12 protein-coding genes and 1 pseudogene are annotated in these 12496 nt (G+C 70.1%); 2 read left to right on the top strand and 11 right to left on the bottom strand.

Annotated features, from left to right (window positions below):
- Positions 1 to 72: 72 nt before the first annotated feature.
- Together ACWDCZ_RS04150 and gdhA are read right to left on the bottom strand one after the other, a co-directional pair.
- Positions 73 to 948: an AraC family transcriptional regulator gene (locus ACWDCZ_RS04150; RefSeq protein ID WP_449815145.1), complete on the bottom strand. Its 876-nt coding sequence runs from the start codon at positions 946 to 948 to the stop codon at positions 73 to 75.
- A 164-nt stretch (positions 949 to 1112) separates the two neighbouring features.
- A complete protein-coding gene (gdhA, locus tag ACWDCZ_RS04145; protein ID WP_449815144.1) occupies positions 1113 to 2507 on the bottom strand; it encodes an NADP-specific glutamate dehydrogenase in 1395 nt (464 codons plus the stop codon).
- A gap of 331 nt (positions 2508 to 2838) precedes the next feature.
- Between gdhA and ACWDCZ_RS04140 the strand changes: the two are divergent.
- Positions 2839 to 3186 (top strand): annotated as a pseudogene (locus ACWDCZ_RS04140) (GTP cyclohydrolase); the annotation flags it as partial.
- 64 nt (positions 3187 to 3250) lie between these two features.
- Positions 3251 to 4846: a recombinase family protein gene (locus ACWDCZ_RS04135; RefSeq protein ID WP_387969616.1), complete on the top strand. Its 1596-nt coding sequence runs from the start codon at positions 3251 to 3253 to the stop codon at positions 4844 to 4846.
- A 74-nt stretch (positions 4847 to 4920) separates the two neighbouring features.
- Here ACWDCZ_RS04135 and ACWDCZ_RS04130 read toward each other — a convergent pair whose 3' ends face one another.
- The 9 genes from ACWDCZ_RS04130 to ACWDCZ_RS04090 form a co-directional block, all read right to left on the bottom strand.
- Positions 4921 to 5115, bottom strand: coding sequence for a hypothetical protein (locus ACWDCZ_RS04130; protein WP_387969613.1), 195 nt, complete (start codon positions 5113 to 5115; stop codon positions 4921 to 4923).
- Positions 5112 to 5693 (bottom strand): hypothetical protein, encoded by a 582-nt coding sequence (locus ACWDCZ_RS04125; RefSeq protein WP_387969610.1) that lies wholly within the window; start codon positions 5691 to 5693, stop codon positions 5112 to 5114. The genes ACWDCZ_RS04130 and ACWDCZ_RS04125 overlap by 4 nt, the downstream gene beginning before the upstream one ends.
- Positions 5694 to 5712: 19 nt before the next feature.
- On the bottom strand, positions 5713 to 5886 hold the full coding sequence (locus ACWDCZ_RS04120) for a hypothetical protein (RefSeq protein WP_387969607.1): 174 nt from the start codon (positions 5884 to 5886) through the stop codon (positions 5713 to 5715).
- 55 nt (positions 5887 to 5941) lie between these two features.
- Positions 5942 to 6997, bottom strand: a complete 1056-nt coding sequence (locus tag ACWDCZ_RS04115; protein WP_387969604.1) for a hypothetical protein — start codon at positions 6995 to 6997, stop codon at positions 5942 to 5944.
- 189 nt (positions 6998 to 7186) lie between these two features.
- Positions 7187 to 7561, bottom strand: coding sequence for a hypothetical protein (locus ACWDCZ_RS04110; protein WP_387969601.1), 375 nt, complete (start codon positions 7559 to 7561; stop codon positions 7187 to 7189).
- 176 nt (positions 7562 to 7737) lie between these two features.
- Positions 7738 to 8193: an endonuclease domain-containing protein gene (locus ACWDCZ_RS04105; protein ID WP_387969599.1), complete on the bottom strand. Its 456-nt coding sequence runs from the start codon at positions 8191 to 8193 to the stop codon at positions 7738 to 7740.
- Positions 8183 to 10042, bottom strand: coding sequence for a DNA polymerase (locus ACWDCZ_RS04100; protein WP_387969596.1), 1860 nt, complete (start codon positions 10040 to 10042; stop codon positions 8183 to 8185). Before ACWDCZ_RS04100 ends, ACWDCZ_RS04105 begins: the two co-directional genes overlap by 11 nt.
- Positions 10043 to 10053: 11 nt before the next feature.
- The gene (locus ACWDCZ_RS04095) at positions 10054 to 11592 is read right to left on the bottom strand and encodes a DNA primase family protein (protein WP_449815143.1); all 1539 of its coding nucleotides are present in this window, start codon (positions 11590 to 11592) and stop codon (positions 10054 to 10056) included.
- Entirely contained in the window at positions 11589 to 12491 is a 903-nt protein-coding gene (locus tag ACWDCZ_RS04090; RefSeq protein ID WP_387969590.1) for a toprim domain-containing protein, read from the bottom strand. The genes ACWDCZ_RS04095 and ACWDCZ_RS04090 overlap by 4 nt, the downstream gene beginning before the upstream one ends.
- Between the last annotated feature and the right edge of the window lie 5 nt (positions 12492 to 12496).

Raw genomic sequence — 12496 nt, 5'->3', positions numbered from 1 at the left:
TGTCATCTGTTATCTGTTCGCTGTTATCCGTTAGCTGTCGGCTGTCGGCTGTCGGCTGTCGGCCTTCGCCCGTCAGCCGCGCACGGCCCTCGCCACCGGGATCCACAGCTCCGCCTCGGCGTCGGCCGTGCCCGGGACCGGGCTGACCCGCAGGATCTCCGGACCCGGCCGGGCCTCGTACGGGTTGGACGGGAACCACTGGCTGGCCACGTCCCCCCACATCTCCTGCAGGGCCTGCGGGAACGGCCCGGAGTTGGTGAACACCGCCCAGGTGCCGGCCGGGACGTCGAGCACGTCCAGGTCCGCCGGGACGGCGACCCCCTCGCGCGCCACCACCGCGTGCCAGTAGTCGAGTTCGGACCCCTCCTCGCGGTTCGGCGAGAAGTCGTCGCTCACCGACAGGATCCCGGCCGGGTCGTCCCCGGACAGCTCCGCGATCCGTTCGACCGTCTCCTTGCCGAGGCCCTTGATGAACTCGGCGATCCCCGGGTTGATCCCCAGGTAGATCAGGGTGACCCGGGCCTTCCTGCCGACGATCCGGAAGTCCGGCTTCTCGACGATCCGGTATTCCATACTGCTGCTTCCCTCCACGATGAGTCGGAAGGACATCCGGGGCTGGGAGACGAGCACCGCGCCGTCGCGCCGGGCCTCGCCCGGCCCGACTCCGTGCATGGCCCGGAACGCCCGGGCGAACGCCTCCCCCGAGGAGTACCCGTACCGGACCGCGATGTCGAGCAACGTCCGCTCGCCGCCCAGGACTTCGGCCCCGGCGACGGTCAGCCGCCGACGCCGGACGTACTCCGACAGCGGCATCCCGGCGAGCATCGAGAACAACCGCCGGAAGTGGTACTCCGACGTCATCGCGATCCGCGCCAGCGCGGCCACGTCGACCTCGCGGTCCAGGTCGTGTTCGATCCGGTCCATCGCCCGGTTCAGGTGCTCCAGCACGCCAACCCCGTCCTTCCCTTACTGACCTTCACCGTAGGAAGGACCCACCCTGCCGCACCCGACAATCGGTGCCCGCTCCGGTCGGGTGCCGGGCTCCGATCGCCGGGTGCCTGGTGCCTGGTGCCTGGTGCCTGACCGATCGCCGGGTGACGGCCGTCAGCGGCTCAGATCAGGCCCTGGGCCAGCATCGCGTCCGCGACCAGCTCGAAGCCGGCGATGTTCGCGCCGACCACGTAGTTGCCCGGGTGGCCGTAGCGCTCGGCGGTGGTGAAGCAGGAGTCGTGGACGTGCTTCATGATCCCGGCCAGCCGCTCCTCGGTGTGCTCGAAGGTCCAGGAGTCGCGCGAGGCGTTCTGCTGCATCTCCAGGGCGCTGGTCGCGACGCCGCCCGCGTTCGCCGCCTTGCCCGGACCGAAGGCCACCCCGGCCTCCTGGAACACCCGCACCGCCTCCGGGGTGGTGGGCATGTTCGCGCCCTCGGCGACGGCCAGCACCCCGTTGCGCACCAGCGCCAGCGCGTCGGCCTCGACCAGCTCGTTCTGGGTGGCGCAGGGCAGCGCGACGTCACAGGGCACGCCCCACACGCCCGGGCCCTCGACGAACCGGACGTGGCCGCCGCGCAGTCGGGCGTAGTCGGAGACCCGGCCGCGCCGGACCTCCTTGACCTCCTTGAGCAGGTCGAGGTCGATGCCCTTCTCGTCCACCACGTAGCCGGAGGAGTCGGAGCAGGTGAGCACGGTCGCGCCGAGCTGCTGCGCCTTCTCGATGGCGTAGACGGCGACGTTGCCGGAGCCGGAGACGACCACCCGGCGCCCGTCCAGGCTCTCGCCGCGGCTGTGCAGCATCTCGGAGGTGAACATGACGCAGCCGTAGCCGGTGGCCTCGGTACGGACCTGCGCGCCGCCCCAGCCGAGGCCCTTCCCGGTGAGCACGCCGCTCTCGTACCGGTTGGTGATCCGCTTGTACTGGCCGAAGAGGTAGCCGATCTCCCGGCCGCCGACGCCGATGTCCCCGGCCGGCACGTCCGTGTACTCGCCGAGGTGGCGGTACAGCTCGGTCATGAAGGACTGACAGAACCGCATGATCTCGGCGTCCGAACGGCCCTTGGGGTCGAAGTCGGAGCCGCCCTTGCCGCCGCCGATGGGCAGGCCGGTGAGCGCGTTCTTGAAGATCTGCTCGAAACCGAGGAACTTGACGATCCCGAGGTTCACCGAGGGGTGGAAGCGCAGCCCGCCCTTGTACGGGCCGAGGGCGCTGCTGAACTCCACCCGGAAGCCGCGGTTGACGTGGATGTCACCGGAGTCGTCCGTCCACGGCACCCGGAACATGAGCTGCCGCTCGGGCTCGCAGATCCGCTCGATGATCCGGGCGTCGAGGAGTTCGGGGCGGTGGGCGAGCACCGGCGCCAGGGTCTCCAGCACCTCGTGGACGGCCTGGTGGAACTCGTCCTCGCCCCGGTTGCGGCGGACCACGTCCGCGTAGAGCGCCTCTATCGCGCGCTGCTCGGCTTCGAAGGAGCCGGGGGCGGAGGCGTGGGGGGTGGCAGGGGTCGTCGACATCTTCAGGACCCTTCCGTGGTCGTCGATGGGCGTGCGCAGTGTCCCGACGGGCCTGAGGGACGTGCCCAGGAAACGGCGCCAGTCTCGCAGTGTCCACACCGCGGGTCCCGCACCATCCACATGCTGGAAGCCCTGGTGGGAACAGCCGGGGCTGATGGGGTGTTGTGCGCCCCGGTGGTCGAGCCGGGCCCCGGCGGCCCCTAGTTGTTCAAATTGGAACTACCTAGTACGGTCGACCTCCGATGCACCACGACCCGTTCGGGTCCGACCGCGTCCGCCCCGGTCCGCGCCGAACCGGCCCGGCCCACCCCCGATCCACGGAGGCCCACCCATGCCGCAGCCCGGCGCCGCCACGGTGCGCTCGCGTGTGCGCATCCCGCTGACCTTCCCCGACGGCTACCGCGCCGACGCGGAGGTCTCCACCTTCCACGGCCTCACCGACGGCGCCGAGCACCTGGCGCTCGCGCTCGGCACGGTCCCCGAAGGTGGCACGCCCCTGGTGCGGCTGCACTCCGAGTGCCTGACCGGCGACGTCTTCGGCTCGGACCGCTGCGACTGCGGGCCGCAGCTGCGCGAGTCGGTGGAGCGGATCAGCGAGGCCGGCGGGTACCTGCTCTACCTGCGGCAGGAGGGCCGCGGCATCGGGCTCTACAACAAGCTGGACGCTTACGCCCTCCAGAGCGCGTAACCAGACTGCCACCTCCCCGGGTGCGGGTGCGCGCCGCTGACCGGAGAGTGAGAGCATGGCGCGCACGGCAGACGATCAGGTCCGCTACCTGGACCTTCTCCTGCGGAAGTCGCAGATCGTCCGAGGGACGGCAGCCCGCGACATCCTGTCCCTGAAGTCCCAGGAGACCCGGGGCCGCGCCTGGGGTAAGCGCAACGGCTACACGATCCGCCGGATCTACCGCGAGAACCTGTCCGCCTACAAGCCGGGCGTGAAGCGGCCGGACTTCGATGATGCGGTTCACGCGCTGCTCGAAGGTGAATCGCACTGCCTCTGGGCCTACGACTCCTCGCGGTACAGCCGCAAGGGCGCGGGCGACGTGCTGAAGATCCTGGACAGCCCCGGCAAGCGGCTGGTCTTCGATATCAACGGCCTCGACACCGAGCGTCCCGAGGACCGTCGCCGGATCATTGAAGACGCCGAGCGCGACCGTGAATACAGCCGCGTCCTGTCCGAGAAGGTACGGGACACCAAGGCCGAACAGCGCGACGCGGGCAAGTGGCTCGCCACCGTGCCGTACGGGCTCAAGGTCACAAAGAAGCGGAAGCTCAAGGGCGACAAGTGGTGGCCGGTCGTTGAGCGCATCCACAACGAGGCGGCCCAAGGGAAGTCGCAGCGGAAGATCGCGGCCGGGCTGACCGCAGACGGGTTCACCGCACCTCGCGGCGGGCCCTGGCGGGCGACCACTGTTGGCAAGATCCTCCGGAATCCTGTCTACCTGGGCTGGCAAGTGGTGACCGTCAAGGGTGCGCCCGTGGTCTACCTCAACGCCAGGGGGAAGAAGGTGCGGGTCTTCGCCAAGGGCTTCGACGGCATCCCGCAGGCAGTCTGGGATAAGCACCGCCGGACAGCCGCCGGAGTCGAGCGGCCAGCGGGCTTCGGCACTGATCGGGCAGAGGACCAGGCTCCTGCCGAGAACAACCCCGTCGCCGGCCTCACCTGGTGCGCTGGGGGTGGCTTTGTCGAGAAGACGGGGCACCGTGCAACGTCTAACGGGAATGCCTTCCGGTGCGCCGCAAACCTCGCGGGGATTCCCTGCGAGGAACCGTGCACCGCTACACGCGATGGCGTGCTGCGCGTCGTGCTCGCCGCATGGAAGAAGCGCCTGGCAGCGGAGGACCCGCTGGACCCGACCATGCTGGCTGTAGGTGAGCGCTGGGTTGCGCTCTCTCACCCGACAGAGAGCAAGGCTGAGGCCGATGCTCGGGGCCAGCTCAAGGTCGCCCAGGAGGCGGTCGCCCGGCTCGACCGCTTGAACGCCGCTGGAGCCTATCCCGGTCGCGACGGCGAGACCACGTTCGTCAAGCAACGGCGGGCGTCAGTGTCCGATGTGGAGACGGCGCAGAAGGAATGGGAGAAGGTGGCTCAGCCGACCGGCGACGTCTCCGTCCTCACCGACCCCGACCGCTGCGCGGAGCTGTGGGACTCCTCTGACGACACCTTCCGAGGTCAGCTCTTGCGGCTGGCCATCGACAAGGTCTTCATCCGGAAAGCCGACTACTCCGGCCAGCGCGTGACACCGCAGCGGATCGTCATCGAGTGGGCGAAGCCACGCGGGTGGAAGCCGCCAAAGAAGGAGAAGGACGAGAAGCCCGGGGCGGGCGAGTCCTGAAACGCACAAAAGGCCCCCGGTCAGCACTGTGCGAACAGTGCCGGCCGGGGGCCTTGGCGTGGGTCGGGTAGGTGTCACCACCCGACGGACTCGATGTCGGTGGCGAGGTCGAGCGCTACGTGCTCCGGAAGGGGGAGGACTGATCGGGTGATCTGGCCGGGCAGGGTGTGCTCGGTCTCGATGACGATGACGCGTTCGCCTGCGGGGGTGCGGGCTTCGTAGGCGCGGGCAGCCTGGTGGACGACGGCGTGGATCACGGGGAGGGTCATGCCGCTCCCTTGAGGAGGTAGTTGGCCATGGCGATTTTGGAGGCGACCCCGGCGTCCGGTCCGAGGAGTTCGGAGGCGCGCAGGAACGCGCGCTCGCGCTCTTCGGTGCCGGGCTGCGGCAGCATCACGTCCGCGAAGGTCGGCGGGTACGCCGGTATCTCAGGGACGGCCGACTGAGGGGCGGTGAGCATGTCGGCCAGGACCGGCTGCGGGAGGGCGGCGGGCGAGGTGGAGCCGCCGGCCGCGAGGTAGGGCAGTCCCGCCTGGCGGGCCTCCTCGGCCTGGCGGGCGGCCTCCAGTTCGCCGAGGCGCAGGGCGGCCTGGGCTTCCTCCTGGCGGACGCGCGCGATCTCCTGGGCGATCGTGCGGGACTGCGTGGCCGACTGGACCAGGGTGTTGCCCAGCGATTCGGCGACCTCCGGGTTCAGGTAGATGGAGGCGGTGGTCTCGCCGCAGTGGACGAGTAGGCCGATGTCGCCTTCGCCGTCTACGTGGGTGCGGGCGTAGTCCCGGGGGCCGTCGTACTTACAGGGGAAGCGCTGCTCGTCCGGGCGTACGGTCTCGGTTGCGGTTGTCATCGGGGTCTCTCTCCGTCTTCTAGGTGAACAGGGCCAGGAACGCCTGGACTTCGCGGGCGGAGTGCCCGCCGTCGTAGCGGACGCTCTGGCCGTCGTGGGTGATCTCCAGGCTGTAGCCGTCGCCGTCGTCGGGGGTGACGTGCAGGGTCGCGCCGCCGCGCAGGGAGAAGGTGCCGACCGGGTTCTTCATCACGAGGGCCTTTCCGTGGGGTTCGGAAGGCTTGAGCCGGGGTGGTTAACAGTGCGGCTCACGCGGTGGCCCGGAGCTTCTTGCGGGCGCGGGACCAGGTGGCCTTGACGCTGCCAGGTGTGGTGCCGAGGGCTTCTGCTATGCCGGTGGCGTCGAGCTTCCCCGCGTCGGTGAGCATCGGCGGGTTGCCGTCGAAGCCGAAGGCGAGACGTGCGACGGCGGCCTCGGTCGGCGACATGCCGGCCAGCAACTCGGCCGCCTTGACCTGGGCGGCGGCGGTGAAGCGGGCGCTGGTCTCGGCGTCGGCGGCGTAGTCGATGATCGCCCCGCTGGCCTGCTTGCCGCACTTGGCCCCGGTGACGCGAACCCCCTTGCACCGCACCGCGTCCCGGCTGATGGCGAGCGGGTTGAAGGCCAGGGACGGCTGGAGGCCGGTGCACCAACCGGCGGTGGTCGCGGCGGCGACGACCGGCTGTCCGTCCTTGGCGGCCAGGTGCAGGCGGGCGGTGCGGGGGGCGGTGCCGAGCGGGGTGTACTCGACCAGGTGGTCCGGGTCCTGTGCAGTGGAGGCTTCGAGCGCGCTGTCCGCGACGCTGACGATCGGCAGGGGGCGGGTGAAGGCGGCGGCGACGATGTCGGCCTGCTCCGGGGAGAAGCGGCGCTTGGGGTCCGGGTGACCGGTCATCTCTTCCTTCGCGGCGGTGAAGTCGCCGTCGGTGCGGGCGAGGGCTCCCATGAACGCTGCGGCGGCGTCGCGCGCCACGCCGGGGGCGGTCTCGCGGGTGGCGGCCGAGCGGCCGTCGAGCTTGGCCCGTTGGAAGGCGTAGGAAGTGAACTCGGCGCGGTTGTCGGCGTCGGTGTCCCAGGCGTGGATGGCGCGCCAGAAGCTCACCCGCATCTCCTGGGCGATGTCCTGGGCGGCCTGGTGGCTGTCGCCTTCCATCTGCTGGGCCCGCTTGCGGGATACGGACCGGGCGATGCCCTCAAGTCCGTTCAGGATCTCCTCGGTGGCCACCCGGCCCCGGTCGAGCCTGCCCATGCCGGTGAGGGCGGGCAGGGGCTTGGGGGTCTGTGCCTGACGGATCAGGGCAGGGGTGATGCAGGGCGTGGACATGAAGATTCCTTGGCATGTACAGAACATGAAGATGGGCGTGCGGTATCGCCGTGCGGCGGACCGCAAAAGGGCATGGCAAAGCCAGCGGCCGGCACTCAGGCCGCACTGGGGCATGGAGAAGCCCCTGCCGGTTCGGGTCAGCCGAAGGGCAGGGGCCTGGAAGTGCCTGACGTCAGGTCAGGCCGGTATTCAGACTCCCGGAGCACTGCGGCGAAGGGCCGCAGGGTTCGAGAGGGCGAGGTGGCGCGTGAACAGCGCCATGCAACGGGTGATGAGGAGGTGCAGGGCCCGCCTGAAGCGAGCCCGGCCCGCCTCTGGGCTCACGGCCCTATGGGTATGCAGGGAAGCTAACGCGCGCAGCTCCACTTGCTCGATCTGGCGCAGGGGGACCTGGCAGGACAGTGGGCCGAGGTGCAGCATGTCCGCGTTGGCGATGCCGACTGCCCGCCAGAAGTCCCGGAGGGTCCGGGCGGTGGCGGTTTCCGCGAAGCGGCGGCGGATGCGGGCCATGCGGGCCAGGAGGCGGCGGACGCCCACGAGGGTGGTGCCGTATCGGCCCGCCATCACCACTCCTGCCCTCTGAGGGATGTACCCATATGCATAACTTTGCGTGCAGACAGTAGAGGCTGGGCGACTTCGCCAGCAACGTGAATCTTGGGGCCTTTGGTCTAGGCCGAAAGTCCCGATCATGTAAATAACCAGGCAACACTACGTAAAGTAATGGTAATGTGAGCCGGGTCTCACTTCCCGTGCTCGCGGAGGTACCGGGCGCCCTTGTCGAGGCGGGCGGAGGAGTCGCCGAAGTGGCCCAGGGCCGAGTTCTCGCCCCGGCACAGCAGCCTCCGCACGGCCTCGCCCTTCGGCTTGTGGTGGTCGTGGTCGACCACCAGGCGGTCCCCGACGGCGGCCTTCTGGCCGCAGATCGCGCACCGCCACCGCTGGCGACGGCCCATCCCCTCGTACTCGGCCAGGGTGATGCCATAGACCCTGCGCAGTCGGGCGTCGCGCCGTTTGCGGATCACCTGCGGGTCCTTGTTGGCCTTGTGGTTCGCGGCCTTCACGCAGGCGCGGCAGACGTTCGCCCTGCCGTTCGGGGCCCGCTTGCGCCGGCCGAACCGGGCGAGCGGCTGCTCGTCGTCGCACACCTCACAGAACTGGGTGAACTCGCTCTCGGGAGTACGGACTTCACGCCGCATAGGCCCACTCCTTCGGCAGGCCGTAGCCGTCGGCCCAGCTCGGCCCGTAGACCTCGGCGTCGGTGTCCAGCGGCACCCCGAGCAGCGTCATTCTCATGGCCTCCGCGCACGCGCGGGCGACGTCCGCGGCCTCCTTCTTCGGGGCAGTGCCCACGACCTCGTCGTGCACCCACATGGTCAGGTAGGGGGTCAGGCCCTGCTCGTCCATCCTGATCAGCGCCTGCCCCATCGTGTCCCGGGCCGTGGACTGGCAGGCGTACGCCACGCCCTTGTACAGCTTGTCGCGGTCCAGGTAGAGCCGCCGGCCGGTGACGGTGGTCAGCGTGCAGCCCTCCGCCAGTGCGACGCGCTGCATCTTCCGCGCCCACCGCTTGATCCCGGGGAACGCCCGGCCGTAGCGCTGGAGCGTGTCCCGCATGACCTGGACGTCCTGGCCGGTCTGCTTGGCCAGCGTCGCCGCACCACCCTGGTAGGCGGTGCCAAGTCCGGCGATCTTCGCCAGTGTGCGCTGCCCCTTGTCGAAGCCCTCGCCGTACATCATCTCGGCGGCAAACCCGTGCAGGTCCTTGCCCGCGGCGATGGCCCGGATCATCCGGGACTCCCCGGACAACGCGGCCAACACCCGCAGTTCGACGGCCTGCTGGTCGACGGAGAAGTAGACGTTCCCCGGCTCGGCGACGACGCAGCGGCGTACCTCCCAGCCGTGGGAGGGAAGCTGGGCCATGGCGGGGTCGGAGTGGGAGGCGCGGGCGGTGATCGCCCCCATGGGGTTGATCTTGGGGTGGATGCGGTCGAAGGCGTCGCGATTGTTCAGCATCGCCTCGGCGTAGGAGGTGGACCACTTCCCGGCCCTCTTCGCCCGCAGCACAGCGTCCGCCAGCGCATTGGGCTCGCGCATCCCCAGCCGCTTCCAGTCCTGGTCGAGATCCGCCAGCGGCAGCAGCACCTCCTTCGCCACCGACAGCGCCCCGCTGTCGGTCTTCTCCGTCAGCCGCTCGCCCATGCCGAGCAGCGCGGCGGCCACCTGGTCGGGGCTGTTCACCGAGGCCACGCCGAAGCGTGCCGCCACTGCGGAGTGCCGCTTCTTCTCGTCCGCGAGGCGGCCGACCAGCCCCTTGGTGTACTCGGGGTCGATCAGCATCCCGGTGCGCTGGAGCTTGGCGCACACCAGGGCGAGCCGGTGCTCGTAGGGCAGCAGCGCGGAGCGCAGGCCCTCGGCCTTGTACCGGGCCAGCAGCTTGGGCAGCAGCCGGGCGACGAGCAGGGCGTCGAGGCCGGCGTACAGCTCGTAGACGTGGTGCGAGAGGCCGATGCCTGCCCAGCCGTTCTCCTTCGTCAGGCCCATGCTGTTGAACACCCGGGTCAGGTCGCCCTGCGTGTCCGGCGCGGCCGGGTCGACGTACCAGGCCGACAGCGGCTTGAGGGACAGGCCCACCCCGCCCTCGAAGTCGTGGCGGCTGTCCAGGAGATGGGCGGCCACCCGGGAGTCCTGGGCACGCGGGTAGAGGTCTTCGAGCCGGACGCCCAGCTCGGAGTCGACCTTCAGGGCGTCGAAGGCAAGGTTGTGGGCGACGAGGTTCGGCAGGTTCGCCAGCGCCTCGCGTGCGGCCTCGCGGAACGGGCCGCCGAGTTCGACGGGCAGCACCCACGCCGTGTGGGTGTCGCCGAACTGGACGAGCCGTATTCGGTCCGTCCAGGCCAGGCCGGTGGTCTCGGTGTCGAAGCCGATCAGGGTGCCGGCGTTCGCGTGGCCGGTCCACCAGGTGCGGAACTCCCGCAGGTCGTCACCGTTCTCGGCGACCTTGATCTCGACTGGCTCTTGGGCCAGCCGGTACGGGTGTACCCGCATGTGCTCTCTTCCTAGTCGTTGGTGGTGTCGAAGACCCCCGGCCCGGCGGGCACCGGCTCGGCCGCGAAGCGGACGCCGAGCAGCACGCGGCCCTTGGTCATGCGGTGCTGGCGGATACCGCGCTCGTCCAGCGCGGAGACGAATCCGCGGCGGGTCCACGCCTTCTCGCCCTGGGCCTCGCACCAGTCGCGGTAGGCGTTGTACGCGTCCTGGCTGGGAACGTGGCTCCGGTCGTCGCCCGTCTTCACCAGGACGTCCGTCAGGAACTCCGCCAGCGCGTCCGAGTTCTCCTTGAACGCGCTGGTCGCCGTCTTGATGCAGTCGGGCTCCTTCAAGCCGTCCGCGTACCACTCCACCGCTCCGGCGACCGCCCACGCGGCGATGCCCTCGGCCTCCTCGCGCAGCTCGGCGAAGATGCCGTGGTCCCTCTCCTCCGGCGCGAAGTACCGGTCGAAGCGGACCAACTTCACACGCCTCCACAAGCCTTCGTCCTGCGAGCGGAAGGCCGGGGTGTGGTTCGACGCGAGCCACAGGAGGAAGGTGGGCTGGTAGGTGAAGAAGTTCTCCCGCATGAACCGTGCGGTCAGCCGGTCGCTGCCGGTCGCCCGCTTCAGCACCGACTCCGACATTGGCTTGCCCGCCTCGCCCTCGCTGGCCATCACCATCCGGGCCCCGCGCAGCGCGGCCAGGTCGGCCGGGATGCTGGAACCCCGGTCCTCAAAGGTCTCGAAGCGCGTCGTCTCCGACAGGTCGCCGAAGACGTGCGAGAGCGTGTCCAGGAACACGCTCTTGCCGTTCGCGCCGATCCCGACCAGCACGGCGAACGCCTGCTCCGCGGTGCTGCCCGTGATGCCGTACCCACACAGGCGGCGGATGTAGGCGGGCATCGACGGCTCGGTGGGGAACACCTCGTCCAGGAACCGCAGCCACCGCTTGGCCTTCGCCAACCGGTTGTAGTTCCACGGCAGGGACTTGGTCAGCATGTCCGCCGGATCGTGCGGCTGGAGCCCGCCGGTGCGCAGGTCCACCGTCCCGTTGGCGAACGACAGCAGGTGCGGCCGGTTGTCGAAGTCGTCTACTTCGCAGTGGACCCCGCGCACCGACGCCAGCTCGCGCATCAGGTCATCGATCCTTCTCGCCATCGTGAAGCCGCGCGCGGCCTTGGCCAGCGGCAGGGCCGCGACCTGCTTCTCGTACTCCGCCTCCAGCGCGTCCCCGGCGAGCTTCAGCGCCAGGGCCTCGCGGATGACCGCCTTCTCCCTCGCCAGCGTCTCCACCATCGCCGCCCCGAGGTCGTGGGCGGCCTGGCGCACCAGCACCTCGTTGCGCACCCAGTGCGTCCCCGACCACACATGGAAGCCCACGCCGTCCGCGTACTTGATGCCGCCCTTCGTGTACTGCACCAGGGCGTGGGCGTTGACAATGTCCGAGGCCCCGTAGCGGGACGCCGCCTCACGGTAGGCCGCCACCGCCTCGGCCGGCGGCAGCGTCAACGCGGGCCGGTCCGGCTCGTACAGGGTGGTCAGGCTGTCGATGGCGTAGGCCGTCATCGCTTCTCTCTCCATACTGCGTAGTCCTTGAAGCCCTCGGGCAGCGTCAACTGCCGGGCGTGCACATCTCGTTCGTGGAGGGCCGCGAGGATGGTCCGGGTGAACTCCCGGCCGGAGCGGTCGTTGTCGCCGCACACCCGCACATCCCGGCCGGCCAGCCCTCTGGCTAGGCTGTCCAGCGTCGCGGGGTCGTTGTTGAGCAGCGCGGCCCCGCGCACCCCCACCGCGTTGTAGCCGTCGGCGACGACCGCCAGCGGGTCCGACAAGCCCTCGGCGACCACCCACGGCGCGGCCGGGTCCGGGCCCGGGAACACCCCGTAGCGCTGCCACTCGAAGCCGTCTGGGTTCCCGAGGGAGATCCACCGGCCGGGGCAGCGCCCCGAGAGGTCCCGGCCCTGCGCGCCCCTGGCCACCCCGGCGAAGTCGTGCATGGGCACGACGAGGCGGGGATACCGGACGAACGAGGTCGGGACCCAGTCGGGGCATGGTTGCGGGCCGAGCCACCAGCGGAGGCCCAGCCGGTTCTGTTCGACCAGGGAGAGGCCGAAACGTTTCTGCGCGTAGGCCGCAGCCGGGGTGGCGGCGTCACCGGCAGGCAGGCTGTCCAGCCACACCCGCAGCGCCGCTGTCAGGAACGGCGAGACCGGCTCCGGCCGGGCCTCGGCGACGGCGACCAAGCCCTCGCCGTCCACGTTGAACAGCTGCCTCGGCAGCAGGTCCATCCCGGCGACGATGTCCTCGAAACGACACCCGGCACGGCAGGCCAGGCCCACCATGCCGGACGTCTTCAGGTTGAGCCACAGCGACGGCTTCCCGTCGTCGTGGGCCGGGCAGCGGGCGACCCACTCACCGGGCTGGTAGTCCCGCCACTCCTCCAGGCGGTCCAGGATCGCCGACATCCGCA

This window comes from Kitasatospora sp. NPDC001225, from assembly GCF_053597855.1.
Note: the sequence above shows the minus strand (reverse complement) of the source record. Positions and strands in the feature narration are given on the sequence as shown.